17 protein-coding genes are annotated in these 19,845 nt (G+C 67.0%); 13 read left to right on the plus strand and 4 right to left on the minus strand.

From position 1 onward, the window contains the following. Positions 1-119: 119 nt before the first annotated feature. Positions 120-1,016 (minus strand): L,D-transpeptidase, encoded by an 897-nt coding sequence (locus AWC08_RS29685; protein WP_082986289.1) that lies wholly within the window; start codon positions 1,014-1,016, stop codon positions 120-122. A 183-nt stretch (positions 1,017-1,199) separates the two neighbouring features. On the opposite strand from AWC08_RS29685, the gene AWC08_RS29690 reads away from it, so the two are divergent. From AWC08_RS29690 to secA, 3 genes are all read left to right on the plus strand, one after another. Further along, positions 1,200-1,832, plus strand: a complete 633-nt coding sequence (locus tag AWC08_RS29690) for a ComF family protein (RefSeq protein ID WP_065133640.1) — start codon at positions 1,200-1,202, stop codon at positions 1,830-1,832. Between the two features lie 229 nt (positions 1,833-2,061). Then, a complete protein-coding gene (hpf, locus tag AWC08_RS29695; RefSeq protein WP_065133634.1) occupies positions 2,062-2,748 on the plus strand; it encodes a ribosome hibernation-promoting factor, HPF/YfiA family in 687 nt (228 codons plus the stop codon). Between the two features lie 59 nt (positions 2,749-2,807). Further along, entirely contained in the window at positions 2,808-5,657 is a 2,850-nt protein-coding gene (gene secA, locus AWC08_RS29700; RefSeq protein WP_069434702.1) for a preprotein translocase subunit SecA, read from the plus strand. On the opposite strand, the gene AWC08_RS29705 is transcribed toward secA, so the two are convergent. After that, the gene (locus AWC08_RS29705) at positions 5,654-6,415 is read right to left on the minus strand and encodes an adenylate/guanylate cyclase domain-containing protein (RefSeq protein WP_065133632.1); all 762 of its coding nucleotides are present in this window, start codon (positions 6,413-6,415) and stop codon (positions 5,654-5,656) included. The two genes, secA and AWC08_RS29705, sit on opposite strands and share 4 nt — an antisense overlap. A 70-nt stretch (positions 6,416-6,485) precedes the next feature. Here AWC08_RS29705 and AWC08_RS29710 point away from each other — a divergent pair, with 70 nt between their 5' ends. Continuing rightward, positions 6,486-8,048, plus strand: coding sequence for an HD domain-containing phosphohydrolase (locus AWC08_RS29710; protein WP_069434711.1), 1,563 nt, complete (start codon positions 6,486-6,488; stop codon positions 8,046-8,048). Between the two features lie 49 nt (positions 8,049-8,097). Then, the gene (locus AWC08_RS29715) at positions 8,098-9,699 is read left to right on the plus strand and encodes an ABC transporter ATP-binding protein/permease (RefSeq protein WP_069434703.1); all 1,602 of its coding nucleotides are present in this window, start codon (positions 8,098-8,100) and stop codon (positions 9,697-9,699) included. Here AWC08_RS29715 and AWC08_RS29720 read toward each other — a convergent pair. Then, on the minus strand, positions 9,683-11,320 hold the full coding sequence (locus AWC08_RS29720; RefSeq protein WP_069434704.1) for an alkaline phosphatase D family protein: 1,638 nt from the start codon (positions 11,318-11,320) through the stop codon (positions 9,683-9,685). The genes AWC08_RS29715 and AWC08_RS29720 overlap by 17 nt on opposite strands. An 83-nt stretch (positions 11,321-11,403) precedes the next feature. Here AWC08_RS29720 and mddA point away from each other — a divergent pair, with 83 nt between their 5' ends. Genes mddA through AWC08_RS29735 form a run of 3 tightly spaced genes read left to right on the plus strand, consistent with a single transcriptional unit; the run spans position 11,404 to position 13,790 of the window. After that, positions 11,404-12,201, plus strand: coding sequence for a methanethiol S-methyltransferase (gene mddA / locus AWC08_RS29725; protein ID WP_142283895.1), 798 nt, complete (start codon positions 11,404-11,406; stop codon positions 12,199-12,201). Next, a complete protein-coding gene (locus AWC08_RS29730; protein WP_065133629.1) occupies positions 12,155-12,637 on the plus strand; it encodes a cation:proton antiporter regulatory subunit in 483 nt (160 codons plus the stop codon). The genes mddA and AWC08_RS29730 overlap by 47 nt, the downstream gene beginning before the upstream one ends. A 4-nt stretch (positions 12,638-12,641) precedes the next feature. Next, positions 12,642-13,790 carry a cation:proton antiporter gene (locus tag AWC08_RS29735; RefSeq protein WP_065133628.1) on the plus strand — a complete coding sequence of 383 codons (1,149 nt, stop codon included), beginning with the start codon at positions 12,642-12,644 and terminating at the stop codon, positions 13,788-13,790. A 3-nt stretch (positions 13,791-13,793) separates the two neighbouring features. On the opposite strand, the gene AWC08_RS29740 is transcribed toward AWC08_RS29735, so the two are convergent. Next, a complete protein-coding gene (locus AWC08_RS29740) occupies positions 13,794-14,261 on the minus strand; it encodes an Rv3235 family protein (protein ID WP_069434705.1) in 468 nt (155 codons plus the stop codon). A gap of 172 nt (positions 14,262-14,433) precedes the next feature. Here AWC08_RS29740 and AWC08_RS37515 point away from each other — a divergent pair, with 172 nt between their 5' ends. Genes AWC08_RS37515 through AWC08_RS29765 form a run of 5 tightly spaced genes read left to right on the plus strand, consistent with a single transcriptional unit; the run spans position 14,434 to position 19,721 of the window. Continuing rightward, a complete protein-coding gene (locus AWC08_RS37515) occupies positions 14,434-15,843 on the plus strand; it encodes a WS/DGAT/MGAT family O-acyltransferase (protein ID WP_069434706.1) in 1,410 nt (469 codons plus the stop codon). 31 nt (positions 15,844-15,874) lie between these two features. Beyond that, positions 15,875-16,711, plus strand: coding sequence for a polyphosphate kinase 2 (gene ppk2, locus AWC08_RS29750; RefSeq protein ID WP_372511502.1), 837 nt, complete (start codon positions 15,875-15,877; stop codon positions 16,709-16,711). After that, on the plus strand, positions 16,708-17,208 hold the full coding sequence (locus tag AWC08_RS29755) for a DUF6912 family protein (RefSeq protein ID WP_069434708.1): 501 nt from the start codon (positions 16,708-16,710) through the stop codon (positions 17,206-17,208). Before ppk2 ends, AWC08_RS29755 begins: the two co-directional genes overlap by 4 nt. 42 nt (positions 17,209-17,250) lie before the next feature. Continuing rightward, positions 17,251-18,384 carry a ferredoxin reductase gene (locus AWC08_RS29760; protein WP_069434709.1) on the plus strand — a complete coding sequence of 378 codons (1,134 nt, stop codon included), beginning with the start codon at positions 17,251-17,253 and terminating at the stop codon, positions 18,382-18,384. A gap of 56 nt (positions 18,385-18,440) precedes the next feature. Beyond that, the gene (locus tag AWC08_RS29765) at positions 18,441-19,721 is read left to right on the plus strand and encodes a fatty acid desaturase family protein (protein ID WP_069434710.1); all 1,281 of its coding nucleotides are present in this window, start codon (positions 18,441-18,443) and stop codon (positions 19,719-19,721) included. Positions 19,722-19,845 lie beyond the last annotated feature (124 nt).

The following is a 19,845-nucleotide window of genomic DNA, read 5'->3' on the forward strand; positions in this document are numbered from 1 at the left end:
CCCACCCGCCGCCGCACCCGCGCCCAAGACCGCGCCCACCGCGTGGCCGCCGAACGCCGCCACAACCGCCAAACCCGCATCGCCGCCACCGGCCCACCCGACAACGAACCCCCACCCTTTTAGCTGGGCGGCCGGTCGGGGTTGAGCGTCGACGGCTGCATCGGTTTCGCGTCGGCTTCCTTGCCGCTGTCCACGGCGGGGACGCCTTCCTTGACGATGACCGGGTCACCGACATGGACTGTGTTGAAGTACCACTCGGCGTCGGTGGGGCTCAGGCTGATGCACCCGTGGCTGACGTTCTCGACGCCCATCGCGTTGACCGCCCAGGGCGCCGAATGGACGTACAGGCCCCGGTTGGTAATGCGGACGGCGTAGTCGACCTGAAGCCGGTAGCCGTCGGGGTTGTCGACGGGGATGCCCACGCTGCTCGAATCCATCATCACCGAACGGTCTTTACCAAGCACGCTGTACGTGCCGACCGGAGTTTCGTACTCCGGCCTGCCCATCGACGCCGGCAGCACGCCGGCTTCGCCGAAGTGCGATCGGTGATGCGGCGCCGGCAGGGCCGGCGGAGGCGTATCGGCTTCCACGCCGTCGATGCTGACGGTGAAGGTGTGGTTGGTGATGTCCGCAGTGCCGACAACGGCCGGACCCGTCTTGAACTCGGTGCGCAGACCGCCCACCGAAAGCGCCACGGTGGTGTGGGCCGGCCAGAACCGGTCCGGAACCCATTGCACGACGTTGCTGTCCAGCCACTCGAACCTGCCGCTCATCGCGGGCTCCGACGTCACCTCGATCGCACGCTCGACGGCCTCCCGATTCGCGACCGGAGCACCGAACGTCACGACGACCGGGTGGGCGACACCCACGACGGAACCGCGCACCGGCAGGATCGCGACGATGTCGGAGTAGCCGCTCGGCTTGCTCGCCGCCATCAGCGTTACGCCGGCGTGCCCGGCGACCACTGTCGAAGTGATGCCGATGAACACCAGCAGAGACCGGATTGCCGCCCGCATGGCTTTCTCTCCACATTCGGGTAATTAGTCGGATGGGTAATAAGACGTCGCTGCTGGAATGGTAGGGCCGCTACCTTCGCGAAAATGGAAGCGCGCGAACGCAAGTCGGTCAGTGTTTGGTCACAAGTCGGTCTCCATCCGGACTTGTCACCCCCGACGGTGACACTGAAGGTCATGCTCGACATGCTTGACCTGGTCGCGCCGCTGCTGTGCGGCGGCTGCGGAGCCCCCGCAACCCGATGGTGCCCGCAGTGCGCCGACGCGCTCGGTGTCGAACCCGGAGAACCGCTGGTGGTGAGTCCCCGCATGGATCCGCAAGTCCCGGTCTTCGCCCTCGGTCGCTACACCGGCGTCCGTCGCCAGGCCATCCTGGCGCTCAAGGAGCGTGGCCGCACCGACCTCGTCGCACCCCTGGCCCACGCCCTGGCCGTCGGTATTCATCGGCTCTTGTGCTGGGGCATGGTGGACACCCCGCTGACGCTCGTGCCCGCTCCCACGCGGCGCTCTGCAGCGCGCCGGCGCGGCGGCGACCCCGTCACCCGGATCGCCAAGGCGGCCGTCGCGCATCACCCGGACATCACCGTCACCGCCGCGTTACGCATGCGTGCCCTGGCCCGCGACTCGGTGGGTTTGGACACCTCGGCGCGTGAACGCAACATCGCCGGCCGGGTGCGGCTGTGCGGCGCCCGCCCGGGCACCGAGGTGTTGCTCGTCGACGACGTGGTCACCACGGGCGCCACCGCACGCGAATCGGTTCGGGGGCTGCAAGCCGCCGGCGTGCAGGTAGCCGCGGTTCTTGCGGTCGCCGCCGCGTGAAGAACTCGCAACGGGTCTGCGAATGGGGTGGCACGGTAAGGCGAACAAGGGCTAACGTCGACAACACCAGCAGCACCCGCGGTAGGAGGTGAGAATACGATCTCTTGCTCCGGCGGGCAGCCTGCGGCGGTGGCTCCTCCATACCGCTCTAACCCCGTCGGCGCGTATCTGAATCAGTGCCGGGCACGCAGGTCGCGTGTGACGTGAAAAGAGAAACGAGTTGTCACGAATGCCAAGGCTTACAGCGGATTCCGAGCAGGTCCTAGCTCCCGCCGGAACCGAAGATCAGGCCGAACCGACGGCCCACGCCGAGATCGTGTTCAAGGGACGCAACGTCGAGATACCCGATCATTTCCGCATCTACGTTTCGCAGAAGCTCGCCCGGTGCGAGCGATTAGACAAGACCATTTACCTTTTCGACGTCGAGCTCGATCATGAACGCAACCGTCGCCAGCGCAAGGCCTGTCAGCGCATAGAGATCACCGCCCGGGGGCGCGGCCCCGTCGTGCGCGGTGAGGCCTGCGCGGACAGCTTCTACGCCGCGCTGGAATCCGCCGTCGCCAAGCTGGAGAACCGGCTGCGGCGCGGCAAGGATCGGCGCAAGGTGCACTACGGCGACAAGACGCCGGTGTCACTGGCCGAGGCCACCGCCGTGCTGCCGCCACCGGAGAAGGCCTTCGACGCCGAACCGGCCGATGCGCATGACCACATCGGCGCGGATCACAAAGACCACGAGCCGGGCAAGGTCGTGCGCACCAAGGAACATCCGGCCAAGCCGATGTCGGTCGACGACGCGCTCTACGAGATGGAGCTGGTGGGGCACGACTTCTTCCTGTTCTTCGACAAGGAGACCGAACGGCCGTCGGTGGTCTACCGTCGTCATGCCTACGACTACGGCTTGATCAGACTGGCTTGACTCGCCGTCACCTAGGATGGGGGTCGCCTTAAGACTCCTACCCAACAGGGGACAAAGCTGTGCTGTCGAGATTGCTGCGCCTTGGTGAAGGTCGCATGGTCAAACGCCTCAAGAAGGTGGCCGACTATGTGAACACGTTGTCCGACGACGTCGAAAAACTCACCGACGCGGAGCTGCGGGCCAAGACCGACGAGTTCAAGAAGCGCCTCGACGAGGGTGAGGATCTCGAAGACCTGCTCCCGGAGGCGTTCGCGGTGGCCCGCGAAGCCGCCTGGCGGGTGCTCGACCAGCGTCCGTTCGACGTGCAGGTGATGGGTGCGGCCGCCCTGCACCTGGGCAACGTCGCCGAGATGAAGACCGGTGAGGGCAAGACCCTGACCTGTGTGTTGCCGGCCTACCTCAACGCACTGGCCGGCAAGGGCGTGCACGTCGTCACCGTCAACGACTACCTGGCCAAACGCGACAGCGAGTGGATGGGCCGCGTACACCGGTTCCTCGGCCTGGACGTCGGGGTCATCTTGGCCCAGATGACGCCCGAGGAACGCCGCGTCGCCTACAACGCCGACATCACCTACGGCACCAACAACGAGTTCGGCTTCGACTACCTGCGCGACAACATGGCCCACTCGCTGGACGACCTGGTGCAGCGCGGGCACAACTTCGCGATCGTCGACGAGGTCGACTCCATCCTGATCGACGAGGCCCGCACCCCACTGATCATCTCCGGCCCGGCCGACGGCGCGTCCAACTGGTACACCGAGTTCGCCCGGCTGGCGCCGCTGATGCAGAAGGACACCCACTACGAGGTGGACCTGCGCAAGCGGACCGTCGGCGTGCACGAGAAGGGCGTGGAGTTCGTCGAGGACCAGCTCGGCATCGACAACCTCTACGAGGCCGCCAACTCGCCGCTGGTCAGCTATCTCAACAACGCGCTGAAGGCCAAGGAGCTGTTCAACCGCGACAAGGATTACATCGTCCGCAACGGCGAGGTGCTCATCGTCGACGAGTTCACCGGCCGCGTGCTGATCGGTCGCCGCTACAACGAGGGCATGCACCAGGCCATCGAGGCCAAGGAGCACGTCGAGATCAAGGCCGAGAACCAGACGCTGGCGACCATCACCCTGCAGAACTACTTCCGGCTCTACGACAAGCTGGCCGGCATGACCGGCACCGCCCAGACCGAGGCGGCCGAGCTGCACGAGATCTACAAGCTCGGCGTGGTGCCGATTCCGACCAACAAGCCGATGGTCCGCACCGACCAGTCCGACCTCATCTACAAGACCGAAGAGGCCAAGTACATCGCGGTCGTCGACGACGTCTCCGAGCGCTACGAGAAGGGCCAGCCCGTCCTGATCGGCACCACCAGCGTGGAGCGCTCGGAGTACCTGTCGCGCCAGTTCACCAAGCGGCACATTCCGCATAACGTCCTCAACGCCAAGTACCACGAGCAGGAAGCAGGCATCATCGCCGAGGCCGGCCGGCGTGGCGGCATCACCGTGGCCACCAACATGGCCGGACGCGGAACCGACATCGTGCTGGGCGGCAACGTCGACTTCCTCACCGACAAGCGGCTCCGCGAGCGTGGCCTCGATCCGGTGGAGACGCCCGAGGAATACGAAGAGGCCTGGCACCAGGAGCTGCCCAAGGTCAAGGAAGAGGCAACCGCGGAAGCCGCCGAAGTAATCGAGGCCGGCGGCCTGTACGTGCTGGGCACCGAACGCCACGAGTCGCGCCGGATCGACAACCAGCTGCGCGGCCGCTCCGGCCGCCAGGGCGACCCGGGTGAGTCGCGGTTCTACCTGTCGCTCGGCGACGAGTTGATGCGGCGGTTCAACGGGGCTGCGCTGGAGAGCTTGCTGACCCGGCTGAATCTGCCCGACGACGTGCCGATCGAAGCCAAGATGGTGACCCGCGCCATCAAGAGCGCCCAGACGCAGGTCGAGCAGCAGAACTTCGAGATGCGCAAGAACGTCCTGAAGTACGACGAGGTGATGAACCAGCAGCGCAAGGTCATCTACGCCGAGCGCCGCCGCATCCTGGAGGGGGAGAACCTCAAGGAACAGGCCAAGGAGATGCTCACGGATGTGATCACCGCCTACGTCAACGGGGCGACCGTCGAAGGCTACGCCGAGGACTGGGACCTGGACGCGTTGTGGACGGCGCTCAAGACGCTCTACCCGGTAGGCATCAGCCACGAGTCGCTCACCCACCCGGACGAGGACTCCGACCGCGACGACCTGACCCGCGAGGAATTGCTCGACGCGCTCCTCGAGGACGCCGACAAGGCTTATGCCGCAAGGGAAGCCGAGCTGGAGGAGATCGCCGGCGAGGGCGCGATGCGGCAGCTGGAACGCAACGTGCTGCTCAACGTCATCGACCGCAAGTGGCGTGAACACCTCTATGAGATGGACTACCTCAAGGAGGGCATCGGGCTGCGGGCGATGGCGCAGCGCGACCCGTTGGTGGAGTACCAGCGGGAAGGCTACGACATGTTCATGGCCATGCTCGACGGCATGAAGGAGGAGTCGGTCGGCTTCCTGTTCAACGTCAGCGTGGAGGCGGTCCCAGCGCCCCAGGTCGACGTCGCACCGGTCGAGCAGCCCGAAGGCCTGGCCGAGTTCGCTGCCGCCGCAGGCGGATCCACCGGTGAAGACGAGCGCGAGCGCGCTAAAGAGCCGGTAAGTACGTTGCGCGCGAAGGGAATCGACGACAGCAGCGACAGCGATACCCCCGCACTAACCTATTCGGGTCCGTCGGAGGACGGCTCGGCGCAGGTCCAGCGCAACGGTGGCGGCGCGGCCAAGACCTCGGCCGGCGCGGCCGCGGGCGGCAGCCGCCGGGAACGGCGGGCCGCGGCACGGCAGCAGGGCCGCGGCACCAAGCCGCCGAAATCGGTGAAGAAGCGCTAAACGCCGAGCACGAAGGCATCGACGGGCTGGGGGCAACCCCGCAGGTTCAGCCGGCGGTGCCGCCCTTCGACCACGCACTCGTCGGCCACTCCGGCCGCGACGAGCAGCTCCCCGCCGGCGGCGTGTTGTTGCATCCGTGCCGCGACGTTGACCGGATCGCCCAGGGCCGTGAAGTCGACCACCGCGCCGCCGACGTTGCCGACGTACGCGACCCCGGCGTTGACCGCCACTCCCAACTCCAGCCACGGTCCCTCGGCGCTGCCGTATCCGACGGCTCTGAGCAGGTCGCGCCCGGCCGCCACGGCCTGCTCGCGGTATCGCGACCCGCTGATGCCGCGGACGAAGAACGCCATCACCTCGTCGCCGATGAGTTTGTCGATCACCGCGTCATGACGCAGCAGCGTGTGCGTCGCGGCGCCGTAGAACCGGTTGAGCAACGCCGCGAAGTCCGTCGCCGCACCGCGCCGGCCGAGCGCAGTCGAGCCCCGGACGTCGGCGAACAGCACCGCGACGTCCACCTCGGCGCCCCCTGCCGGCAGCGCATCGCAACAACGGCTGCACAGGTTCGGGTTCTTGCGTGACGGGCTGAACCCGGCGACGGCGAGCAACCGGCCGGCGGGGCCGCCGAACGGGTTGTTGCACAGCTTGCAGCGTGGGGCCGAGGGCAGGTAGCGAAACACCCGACGCGCCTTGACCAGGGACGCGTGACCGTCGGTCAGGACGCTGGCCCAGGGGTTGTGCTCGATCATCGTGACCATTGCCAAAGGCTAGGGCGGCGCGACGGCCAATCGCATGGGGCAACTGCCCCAAAAAGTGCAGAATGATGGCGTGCACCCCACCCGGACGCTGCACGGCTCGCCATCGGGCCTACGCAAAGCCGAGTTGCTGGCGGCCATATCCCTGGCGATCGATCTCGGACTGGGCCAGCCGATGGAACACATGCTGCGGTCCACCCTGATCGCCTCCCGCGTCGCCGAGCGTATGGGCCTGGACGCGGGGCAGCGCGCGACCGTGTACTACGCCAACCTGCTGGGCTGGATCGGCTGTCACGCCGATTCCCACGAGCTGTCGACATTGTTCGGTGACGACATCGCCTTCCGCGCCGACACCTACGGCGTGGATATGGCCGGGCTGCCTTTCCTGCGTCTGATGGTCAGTCATGTGGGACGCGGACTGCCGGCCTGGGAACGTGGTCTGCGCTCGGCGGCCTTCCTGCTCACCGCCCGCAACCAGGTGGCCAACCTCATCAGTTCGCACTGTACGTCTGCCGGGCTGCTGTCCGACCGGATCGGACTCGACAGTGAGGTCGGGACGGCGCTCGGTTACATCTTCGAACGCTGGGACGGCCGGGGGATGCCCAATGGTGTTGCAGGAGAAGGTATTCCGCTTGAGATCCATATCGTCCACCTGGCCGACATCATCGAGGTGCAATTGCGGACGGGTGGCCTGGACCACGCGGTCGAGGTCGCCCGGTCCCGGCGTGGCACGCAGTTCAGCCCCGCGGTGGCCGATGTTTTCATCCGCAACGGCGCCGCCATCGTCGAGGGCCTGCTCGAAGTCGACGTATGGACAGCGGCTCTGGCGCAGGCGCCGGATCGCGACCGCATCATCGGTGCCGAGGAGATCAACGAATTACTGAGGGCGATGGCGGATTTCGTCGATCTGAAGTGTCCCTGCTCGCCGGGCTACTCGCGCGGTGTCGCCGATCTTGCGGCCGCGGCGGCGCGGCATTGCGGGATGCCGCCGGCCGATATCACCCGGCTGTACCGGGCCGGTCTGGTCCAGGGGCTCGGCAGGCTCGGAGTGTCCAACCAGATCTGGGAGAAGAAGGGCCCCCTCAGCACGGCCGAGTGGGAGCGGCTGCGCATGTACCCCTACCTGACCGGACGCATACTGAGCCGGATCCAGGGTCTGGAGTCGGTGGTGTCCGTCGCCACCAAGCACGAGGAGCGTATCGACGGGTCCGGCTTTCCGCGGGGGCTTGCCGGGAGCGAATTGACGGCCCAGGACCGGCTGCTCGCCGCGGTCGCGGCCTATCACCAACTACTCGAGCCGCGCCCGCAGCGGGCCGCCCTCGATCCCGACGCGGCGGCCGGGCAACTGCGCCAGGAGGCGCGCGACGGTCGCCTCGACGCGGAGTCGGTGGAAGCCGTGCTGGCCGCGGCCGGGCATCGGAGTACACGGCGCGCCTCGTGGTCGTCGGGGCTCACCGCCCGCGAGGTCGAGGTCCTTCGGCTCGTCGCGCAGGGCCGGTCCAACCGTGAGATCGCCTCCGAGTTGTTCATCGCCGAGAAGACCGCCCGTAATCACGTCGAGCGGATCTACACGAAACTCGGCGTCAACAACCGCACGCAGGCCAGTCTCGCCGCGATCGACCGCGGCCTCATTTGAGGCAAGCGCCCCATGTAACGGTGCCCGTGCCGGCCGATGATCGTCCACCATGACTACTTGTGTTGATGCCATAGACGTGAGCCGGCGGGTCGGCGCACGACAAATCCTGCAGAAGCTCTCGCTGTCGATAGAACCGGGCGAGCTGGTTGCCATCGCCGGCGGCAGCGGAGCGGGGAAGACCACCCTGCTGAAAATCCTTGCGGGACTGCAGCCACCGTCCGGCGGGGCCGTCTCACACAACCTGGCCGGGCGTGACACCGGCATCGGCTACGTGCCGCAGGACGACATCATCCACCTGGAGATGCCGCTGCGCCGGACGCTGCGCTACGCGGCCCGGCTGCGGCTGCCGGCGGGTACCACAGCCGCCGAAGCGGATCGCATCGTCGAGCAGACCATGGCGGATCTCGACCTGACCGATCGGGCCGAGGTGCCGGTCCGGTCGCTGTCGGGCGGGCAGCGCAAGCGCGCCAGCATCGCCGTCGAACTGCTCACCCGCCCAAGCCTTTTCTTCCTCGACGAACCCACGTCCGGGCTCGATCCCTCGACGGCGGCCGACGTGATGAGGCTGCTGCGCGGCCTGAGCGAGCGCGGGGTGACCGTGGTGCTGACCACGCATGAGCCGGCGAGCATCCAGCGATGTGACCGGGTGATCTTCCTTTCCCGCAACGGCCATCTCGCTTTCAGCGGCAGCCCCGCGGATGCGCGGCGCCATTTCGGGGTCAGGGATCTCGCGGATGTCTACCAGCGACTGACCGGCGAGTACCCGCCGATGACCGGGCGCATCGCGACCAGGCCGGCCCCGGCGCCAGCTATTGCCCTGCATATCAAGCGCCCGAACGTTTTCCGGCAGTGGTGGCTGCTGACGCGGCGCAATGTCGATGTGCTGGTCCGCAACCGGCTGACCCTGGCGGTGCTGCTCGGCTCACCGGTACTGGTCACCGCGATGATGGCGACGCTGTTTCGCCGCGGCGCCTTCGACACCGGTGCCGCGGCCGACGTCGGCCCCGCCCAGATCGTGTTCTGGATCGCCTTCGACGGCTTCTTCTTCGGACTCACCTACGGCCTGCTCCAAATCGTCGGGGAGATCGCCGTTTTCCGGCGCGAGCGCCTCGCCGGGCTGAGTGTGGGCGCCTACGTGGCGTCCAAGGTCGCCGCCTTGCTGCCGGTGCTGGCCGCGGTGAGTGCGGTGCTGCTGGTCGTGCTGCGCGGTCTCGGCCGGCTGCCCGCGGTCGGGTGGCACGTCTACGGGCTGCTGTTCGTGACGATGCTCGTCGAGGCGACCTCGGCGCTGGCGTTGGGTCTGCTCGCATCCGCATCGGTGCACAACGCCGCTCAGGCCGCACTCGCCCTGCCGATGCTGTGCTTCCCGCAGGTGCTGTTCGGCGGCGCCATCGTGCCCGTCGACAAGATGGCGTTGCCGGGACGATTGATGAGCTTCGGCCTGTCCAACCGCCACGCATTCGAAGCGCTGGGGCGCGACCTGAACCTGGACCGGTTCACGAACACGCTGCCGGCCATGTCCGCCTACCGGGAGACGTTCAGCGGCGGCACCGCCGGCAGCCTCATCGCGCTGGGTTCGTTCGCCGTAGCCCTCACCCTGGCCACGGTGTGGGTGCTGGACCGGCGGTCCGCCGTCAGCTCGGCCGGCTGAGCCGCACCCGGCCCACCTCGTCCAGGGCCGCGGTGCCGCGGGGCTGTTCGAACAGCACCTCGGCACCGCGGCCGTCGATCAGCAGAGTGGCGATGGTATTTCCAAACAGCGGCCCGCAGGTGTTCGTCCAGGACAACGGCAGGTCAGGGACGCGATGCAGCCGCGCCCACCATCGGGCCAGCTTCGCGGCGGGACGCGTCCAGGCCAACGTGAACACCGGCTTGACGAACGCCGGCACGTAGTTGTTCACCGGCGAGCACACCAGCTGATGCACCGTCGCGCCGGCGGACTCACCGGCCCACTCGACGCGTGCGGCATAGCTGTGGTGCACGTCGCCGGACAAAACGTTGACGGTGGCGGGTCCGTGCGGATGACTGGCCACCGAGTAAATCATCTCGGCGAGCCGCTCGAAGGATTTGTAGAACGCCGGCCAGTGCTCGAAATCGACTGCCCTGCGGGTCTTTTCGGCCAGCCTGCCGCGCAGCCCGGCCCGGTCGGCGTTGCGTTCGTTGACCGCCTCCAGGTCTCCTAGGGCAGGCGGCATCAGCCACGGAACCGACGAGGCCAGCATCAGGTGGTCCAACTGCTCCAAGCCGTCGGCGACCTGTGCTTCCACCCAGCTGAACTCGCGCTCGCCGATCATCATGCGCTGACCGGTATCCAGGATCCGCCCATTGCGGGAGTCGATCATGATGAGCCGGCTGCGGCCGAAATCCCAGCGGTAGCTGAACCGTACTCCCTTGGTGTGGTCCACCTCTTCGTCGGCGCGGTCGGCCAGCTCCACCAGAAATGGCCAGCAGTCGCCCTCGGTCGTCACCAGTCGCCGGTAGTCCTCGTCGTCGGCCAACTCGGCCGGGCTCAGGTTGCCGAGGTGCTGGTACACCCAGTACGAGGCCAGGCCGGCCCGGATCCGGTCGCGCCACCACGGCTGGTGTTTCATGTCGGCCCGCCAGGACGCCGACGTGTTCCAGTCGTCCCTGATGTCGTGATCGTCGAAGATCATCGCGGTGGGCACCGTGGACATCAGCCATCTGATCTCCGGGTCGCTCCACGAATGGCGATACAGCCGTTCATATTCGGCAAAACTCACCACCTCGTCCGGGGGGCGCTTGGCGCGCTTGGTTCGGCTGCGCCGGCCGGCCAGCCGCTGTCTCGCCTCCGGGGTGAGTTCGTCGGCGTAGAGCTGGTCGCCCAGCATGATGACCGCCTCGGGCCAGTCGTCGATCGGCCGCGTCGCCATTCGGGCGGCGTAGACGTCCAGCGCGTCCAGTTCGAGCTTGGACTCGATGCTCGGGTCGTCGGTTTTGGGGTATCGGCACGATCCAAAGATCGCCTGTAGCCGATGGGTGGAGGCCGGCCCCCGGGTGCGGATGACGCTGGGCGGGAAGGGCGAGTCGGGCAGCGGCCAGACGACGTCGCCGTCGCACTTCACGTCGTATTCGGTGACGCTGTCCGGGGCCAGCCCCGTCACCGTCACCAGAGCGTAGTGATAACCCTGCACGGCGAACGTCCGGGCGGATGCGCCCAGCACCTCCACCGTTGCCGCACCGTCGGTCTGGACCCACACCAACGCCGTCGTGTCGGATACGTGCCGCAAGGCGGGGCCGAGCAAGAGTGCCATCTGAACCACCCTACGGGCCGGTGCTCCGTGTTTGAGGCATCCGCCCCATGCCCACCCCTGTGCCCGCGCCCGACAATCAGGCCATGAAACGCTATCTGACAATCGGTTACGGCGTCCTGAGCTACCTGATGTTCCTGGTGGCCTTTCTCTATGCCGTCGGCTTCGTCGGCGCAATCCTGGTGCCGCGCAACGTCGACGACGGGATCGCCGCGCCCACGGGGCAGGCACTGGTGATCGACCTGGTGCTGCTCGGCCTGTTCGGCGTCCAGCACAGCGTGATGGCCCGGCCGGCCTTCAAACGCTGGTGGACTCGATTGGTGCCCAAAACGATTGAGCGCAGCACCTACGTGCTGGTGGCCAGCGCGGTGCTGCTGCTGCTCTACTGGCAGTGGCGGACGCTGCCGGGTCAGATCTGGGAGGTGGGGCAACCCGCGGGGCGCTGGGCGCTGTGGGCGGTGTTCTGGCTCGGCTGGGCCATAGTGTTGTCCTCGACCTTCATGATCAACCATTTCGAGCTGTTCGGCCTGCGCCAGGTGTATCTGGCCTGGCGCGCAAAGCCCTACCGCGAGTTGGGTTTTCGCACGCACCTGCTGTACCGGCTGGTCCGCCACCCGCTCATGCTGGGATTTCTGGTGGCGTTCTGGTCGGCGCCGACGATGACGGCGGGGCGCCTGCTGTTCTCGATCGGCACCACTGCCTACATCCTGATTGCCCTGCAACTGGAGGAGCGCGACCTGACCGCGCAACTGGGCGAGAGTTATCGCGACTACCGACGCCGGGTGCCGATGTTGATCCCGGTTCCGTCGAGGCAGCGATTAGTCAAGGATGGAGAGCATGGACGTCAAGGAGGTGCTGCTGCCAGGTGTCGGTCTGCGGTATGAATTCACCAGCCATCATGGTGAACGGATCGGCATCGTGGCTCGGCGTAACGGCGACTTCGACGTCGTGGTGTACGGCGCGGAGGACCCGGACCAGGCCCGGCCGGTTTTCCACCTGGCCGAGGACGAAGCCGAAGCAGTAGCCCAGATCTTCGGTGCGCCAAGGATCGCCGAGCGGTTCGCCGAACTGACCCGCGAGGTACCCGGACTGGAAGCAGGGCAGGTCCACGTCACGGTGAGCAGTCCGTTCGTCGACCGTCCCCTTGGTGACACCCGCGCCCGGACCCGCAGCGGCGCCTCGATCGTGGCCATCGTGCGTGATGACGAGGTGCTGGCGTCGCCCGGTCCGGCGCAGATTCTGCGGGCACGAGACGTGCTGATCGTGATCGGCACCCAGCAGGGGATCGCCGCGGTCGAGCAGATCATCGACAAGGGCTGACCCGGTGGAAATCTCGAGCGCCCTGCTGTTTCAGCTCGGCGCACTTCTGACCATGCTGGCGCTGCTCGGCGCCGTCGCGCGCCGGTTGGGGCTGTCCCCGATACCGGTGTATCTGATGGCGGGGCTGTCGCTCGGCAAGGGCGGATTACTGCCGGTGGCCGCTGCCGACGACTTCGTCCTCACCGCTGCCCCCATCGGCGTGGTGTTGTTGCTGCTGACGTTGGGTTTGGAGTTCTCCGCGACGGAGTTCGCCTCCAGCATGCGCCACCATCTGCCGTCGGCCGGCGTGGACATCGTCCTCAATGCGACGCCGGGCGCGCTGGCCGGCTGGTTTTTGGGGTTGAACGGGGTAGCCATGTTGGCGCTGGCAGGCGTCACCTATGTCTCGTCGTCGGGCATCATCGCGCGGCTGCTGGAAGACCTGGGACGGCTGGGCAACCGCGAATCGCCGGCGGTGTTGGCCGTCCTGGTACTCGAGGACTTCGCGATGGCGGGTTACCTGCCCCTGCTCGCCGTGCTGGCTGCGCGGGGCAGTTGGGTGGATGCGCTGGGTGGCATGCTGGCGGCGATCGGCGCGCTGCTCGCGGCGTTCGCGGCTTCCTATCGTTGGGGCCATCACATGGGGCGACTGGTGGCGCATCCTGATGCCGAGCAGATGCTGCTGCGAGTCCTGGGCATCACCCTGATCGTCGCCGCCGTGGCCGAAACGCTGCGGGCGTCGGCCGCTGTGGGCGCCTTCCTTGTCGGACTCACGTTGACCGGTGAAACGGCTGATCGGGCTCGCAAAGTCCTTGGGCCGCTGCGCGATCTCTTCGGCGCGATCTTCTTTCTGGCTATCGGACTGACCGTCGACCCCAAAGAGCTGCTGCCCATGCTCCCGGTCGCGATCGCTCTGGCGGTCATCACGTCGGCGACCAAGGTGCTCACCGGAATGTTCGCCGCGCGCCGCGACGGAGTGGCCCGCCGCGGTCAGGTGCGAGCCGGAACCGCACTGGTTGCCCGGGGCGAATTCTCCCTGATCATCATCGGGCTGGTCGCCACGTCGATCCCCGCGGTCGACGCGCTGGCAACGTCCTATGTTTTCATCATGGCCATCGCCGGCCCGGTGCTGACCCGCTACACCGGGGGGCGGGTGCCGGCGGAAACCTCGTAGCCCTCAACCGATGTGCAGCGCGACCACCAACCATCGGCCGGCAGGCAGCTGTTCGACCCGGCAGGCGATCGCGTGGATTCGCTCGCCGCGGCTGTAGGAGCCGGACACCTCGGCGGCGTCATCACCGACGGCCGGCTGAACCCGCATCCTTCGCAACACCGCGGCGCCCGGCGCTCCCGCTGACGCCCGGCTGACCGCGAGCACGGAGTCCACCAGGCCCGGAGCCAGCACCGCGCCCAATTGTGTGGCCGGGCGGCGCCGGTCCATCACCTCCAGCACCCGGCGCAACGCGGCATCTGCGAAGGCGGCCGCCTGACGCATTCGCGGCGACAGCGGCGTCTTCGGCGCCGCACGGACCCGCGGGCGTGCGGTCGGCGGCGAGGGCAGGCAGCGCGGCGGGTTGGGACCGGGTGCGCGGGTCGGTGGTTCGTAGTCGATCACCGGCGTTACGGCGGTGTCGGAAACGGGCACCCGTGGAGAGTGGCAGACGAGCGCCGGTCTGCGGAATTCACCCACCGGCGTTCATCCACAACCGTGGTCAGCGCCAGCCCGACCTTCGCAGACCCGCAAATGCGGTTACCGTGGGCGAAGCGTGATCCCTGAAACGAAAAGGGGACGAGTTGACGAGGAGGACCGACCCGCGATGGTGACTCGTTTGTCCACTGCGGACGCGTCCTTCTACCGGCTGGAGAACACGGCGACGCCGATGTACGTCGGGTCGCTGTCGATCCTGCGGCGCCCGCGCTCCGGCCTGAGCTACGAGACGCTGCTGGCCACCATCGAGCAGCGGTTGCCGCAGATCCCGCGGTATCGCCAGAAGGTGCGCGAGGTCAAGTTCGGGATGGCCCGGCCGGTGTGGATCGACGACCGCGACTTCGACATCACCTATCACGTGCGCCGCTCGGCGCTGCCGTCCCCGGGCAGCGATGAGCAACTGCACGAGCTGATCGCCCGGCTGGCCGCGCGGCCCCTGGACAAGTCGCGGCCGCTGTGGGAGATGTACCTCGTCGAGGGGCTGGCCAAGAATCGCATCGCCCTGTACACCAAGTCGCATCAGGCGCTGATCAACGGCATGGGTGCGCTGGAGCTCAACCATGTGATCGCCGACCGAACGCGCCGCCCGCCGGCATTCCCCGAGGACATCTGGGTCCCCGAACGTGATCCCGGCAGCACCAGGTTGATGATCGGCGCCATCGGTGACTGGATCGGGGGTCCGGGTGCCCAGTTGCGGGCAGTCGGGTCCTCCCTGGCGGGGTTGGTGACCAGCTCCAGCCAGTTGGTCGACGCCGGTCGCCGGGTGCTCGACATCGCGCGCACGGCGGCGCGGGGCACCGCACCGAGCAGTCCGCTCAACGCCACCGTGTCACGCAATCGCCGCTTCACGGTGGCCCGCGGCAAGCTCGACGACTATCGCGCGGTACGGGCCCGCTACGAGTGCGACATCAACGACGTGGTGCTGGCCGTGGTGACCGGGGCGCTGGGCAACTGGCTGATGTCGCGCGGCGAGGCCGTCTCGTCGACGGCGACCGTGCGGGCGCTCGCGCCGCTGTCGGTGTACGCCGACGAACAACTCGACTCGACCGGCCCGGGCCAGGCGATGAGCGAGGTGACTCCTTTTCTCGTCGACCTCCCGGTGGGGGAGGGCAACGCGGTGGTGCGGCTGTCGCAGATCGCGCATGCCACCGAGTCGAATCCGGGAGCATCCAGCCGGGTCGACGCCAGGACGATCGTCACGTTGTCCGGCTTCGCGCCGCCGACCCTGCACGCCATGGGCATCCGGGTGGCGACCAGCTTCTCCGCCCGCTTGTTCAACCTGTTGATCACCAATGCACCGGGAGCTCAATCGCAGATGTACATCGCCGGCACGAAACTGCTGGAGACGTATGCGGTTCCGCCGTTGCTGCACAATCAGGCGCTGGCCATCAGCGTCACGTCCTACAACGGAATGCTGTATTTCGGGATCAACGCCGACCGCGACGCCATGAGCGACGTCGACCTGCTGCCCGGGCTGCTGGGCCAGGCCCTGGACGAGCTGCTGGAAGCTTCCCGGTAGTTCGGCGCGGGTACCGATACCATCCATTGATGTGAGCACCCCGAAGAAGAAGAAATCGGCGGCCGAGCCGAAGATCTCCAGTGAGCTCTATGAGGCCGAACTATTCAGGCTCCAAACAGAATTCGTGAAGCTTCAAGAGTGGGTGCGGCACTCTCAGTCACGCGTCGTGGTCATCTTCGAGGGACGCGACGGGGCGGGCAAGGGCGGCGCCATCAAGCGGATTACCGAATACCTGAACCCGCGGCTGGCCACCATCGCGGCCCTGCCCGCGCCTACCGACCGGGAACGCGGTCAGTGGTACTACCAGCGCTACATCGCCCATCTGCCGGCCAGGGGAGAAATCGTCCTCTTCGACCGCTCGTGGTACAACCGCGCCGGTGTGGAAAAGGTCATGGGATTCTGCACACCGCAGGAGTACGTGCTGTTCTTGCGCCAGACGCCGATTTTCGAGCAGATGCTGATCGACGACGGCATCCTGCTGCGCAAATACTGGTTCTCGGTCTCGGAGACCGAACAGCTGCGGCGATTCAAGGCGCGACGCAACGACCCTGTGCGGCAATGGAAACTCAGTCCGATGGATATGGAAGCCATCTATCGGTGGGAGGAATACTCGCGCGCCAAAGACGAGATGATGGTGCACACCGATACCCCGGTCAGCCCTTGGTACGTGGTCGAATCGGACATCAAGAAGCACGCGCGGCTCAACATGATGCATCATCTGCTGTCCACCATCGAATACGAAGAAGTGAAAAGGCCCAAGGTCGACATTCCGGAGAGGCCGATCGTGAGCGGCGACTACAAGCGGCCGCCCCGCGAGTTGTCGACCTACGTCGACGACTACGCAGCCAGGTTGATGCGCGGCGCATGACCCAGGTCTACATCCCGGCCACCCTGGCGATGCTGCAGCAACTCGTCTCCGATGGATCCCTGCGCCCGGTCGGTGGCACCGCCTTCGCCGTGACCCCGACGTTGCGGGAGTCCTACGCCGAAGGCGACGACGACGAACTCGCGGAGGTGGCACTGCGGGAGGCGGCGCTGGCGTCGTTGCGGTTGCTCGCGGTGGAGGCCGGTGGTGAGCTGCCGCCGCGACGGGCGGTGCTGGCCGCCGACGTCGACGACCTCGCCTTCCGGCCCGACCTCGACGACGCGGTGGTCAGGCTGTCCGGCTCGGTGCCCATGGACCGGGTGATCGCGGCGTATGTGGACAACGCCGCCGCCGAACAGGCGGTCCGGGCGGCCATCGAGGCCATCGACGATGCGGACCTGGGCGACGAGGATGCCGAACTGGTCGTCGGCGATGCCCAGGATCACGACCTGGCGTGGTACGCCACCCAGGAGTTGCCGTTCCTGCTCGAGCTGCTCTGAACTAGCTACGGGACCGTAAGTTACGGTACCGTAGCTTTTGTTATGGGCATCAAAAACGCGGTCCTGTCCGCCAACGTCGTCAACACCAGGCGCCCGACCGTCGCCGGCGCCGATCGCCATCCAGGCTGGCACGCACTACGCAAACTGGCCGCGCGTATCACCACGCCGCTGCTCCCGGATGACTATCTGCGCCTGGCCAACCCCTTGTGGTCGGCACGGGAACTGCGCGGTCGCATCGTCGAGGTGCGTCGCGAGACCGAGGACTCCGCCACGCTGGTGATCAAACCCGGCTGGGGATTCAGCTTCGACTACCAGCCCGGCCAGTACATCGGAATCGGGTTGTTCATTGACGGACGCTGGCGCTGGCGGTCGTACTCGCTCACGTCGAGCCCGGTCAGCGCGGGCACGATCACGATCACGGTCAAGGCGATGCCGGAGGGCTTCCTGTCCACCCACTTGGTTGCCGGTGTGGAACCGGGGACCATCGTGCGGCTGGCCGCGCCCCAGGGCAATTTCGTGCTGCCGGACCCCGCCCCGCCGGCGATCCTGTTCCTCACCGCCGGGTCGGGAATCACCCCGGTGATGTCCATGTTGCGAACCCTGTTGCGCCGCAACCAGATCGGCGACATCACGCATCTGCATTCGGCGCCTACGGCTGCCGATGTCATGTTCGCCGCCGAGCTGGCCGCACTCGCCGACGACCACCCCGGCTATCGTCTGTCGATCCGCGAGACCCGGGTGCAGGGTCGACTCGACCTGTCCCGGCTCGACGAGCAGGTGCCCGACTGGCGTGAACGTCAGACCTGGGCGTGCGGGCCGGCGGGCATGCTCGACCGGGCCACCAAGATGTGGACCGCCGCCGGCGTCGGCGATCGGTTGCACCTGGAGCGCTTCGCGGTGGCCAAAGCCGCGCCGGCCGGTTCGGGCGGGACGGTGACGTTCGCCCGCAGCGGTAAGAGGGTGGCCGCGGATGCGGCGACGTCGGTGATGGACGCCGGCGAAGCGGCCGGTGTGCAGATGCCGTTCGGTTGCCGGATGGGTATTTGTCAGTCCTGCGTCGTCGACTTGGTGGAGGGTCATGTCCGTGACCTGCGGACGGGGGAGCAGCACGATCCTGGCACCCGCGTACAGACGTGCGTGTCGGCCGCATCGGGCGACTGTGCGGTCGACATCTAGAGTTACCCCCGGGTAACCTACGGGTACGTAGGTTATTCACAATCCATGAGGAGACCATGGCTATCACGGACGTCGACGTATTTGCGCACCTGACGGATGCCGATATCGAAAATCTCGGCATCGAACTGGATGCGATCCGCCGCGACATCGAAGACTCGCGCGGTGAACGGGACGCCCGCTATATCCACCGCACCATCGCCGCCCAGCGCGCGCTGGAACTGTCCGGCCGGGTGATTCTGGCCGCCAGCTCACGGCGCTCGGCCTGGTGGGCCGGCACCGCGACCTTGGGCGTGGCCAAGATCATCGAGAACATGGAGATCGGCCACAACGTCATGCACGGCCAGTGGGACTGGATGAACGACCCCGAAATCCACTCCTCCACGTGGGAGTGGGACATGAGCGGGTCGTCCAAGCACTGGCGCTACACCCACAACTTCGTGCACCACAAGTACACCAACATCCTGGGCATCGACGACGATGTCGGCTACGGACTGCTGCGGGTCACCCGCGACCAGCCGTGGAAGCGGTTCAACATCTTCAACCTGGTGTGGAACACCCTGCTTTTGCTGCTCTTCGAGTGGGGTGTCGGCCTGCAGCACGTCGAGATCGGCAAGATCGCCAAGAAGCGGATGGACCACGCGGAGGCCCGCGAGCGCATCGACGAGTTCCTGCTCAAAGCCGGGCGCCAGGTCGTGAAGGACTATGTCGCGTTTCCGGCGCTCACCTCGCTGTCGCCCGGCGCGACGTATGCCTCGACGCTGAAGGCCAACGCGCTGGCCAACGTGATCCGCAATGTCTGGGCGAATGCCGTTATCTTCTGCGGCCACTTCCCGGACGGTGCAGAGAAGTTCACCAAGACGGACATGATCGGTGAAACGCAGGGCCAGTGGTACCTGCGGCAGATGCTCGGCAGCGCCAACTTCGAGGGTGGCTGGCTGCTGCGGTTCATGAGCGGCAATCTCTGCCATCAGATCGAGCACCATCTCTACCCGGATCTGCCCAGCAACCGGTTGCACGAGATCTCGGTGCGCGTCCGGGAGGTCTGCGACAAGTACGACTTGCCCTACACGACGGGGTCATTCCTGATGCAATACGGCAAGACGTGGCGCACGCTGGCCAAGCTGTCGCTGCCGGACAAGTACCTGCGCGACGGCGCCGACAATGCGCCCGAGACGCGCAGCGAGCGGATGTTCGCCGAGTTGGGACCGGATTTCGCCGGCACCGACCCGACGACCGGGCGCCGGCGCGGCCTCAAGACGGCGATCGCGACCGTGCGCGGTTGGCGGCGTAGCAAGCGGTCGGTGGCCGCGCCCACCGACGACGACCTGGCGGCCTAGCTTCCGTCGGCCACCGTCGCCGAGGGTGACGTCACAGTCACGCTCGACGCTCAATGTCAAGTGGTTAGTGCAACGCGGTTAGGCGGCTTGATCGAGCAGGGCTGCTAAGCGTTGGGCGGGGGTG

Source organism: Mycobacterium gordonae (assembly GCF_002101675.1).
In the GTDB taxonomy this organism is placed as follows: domain Bacteria; phylum Actinomycetota; class Actinomycetes; order Mycobacteriales; family Mycobacteriaceae; genus Mycobacterium; species Mycobacterium gordonae.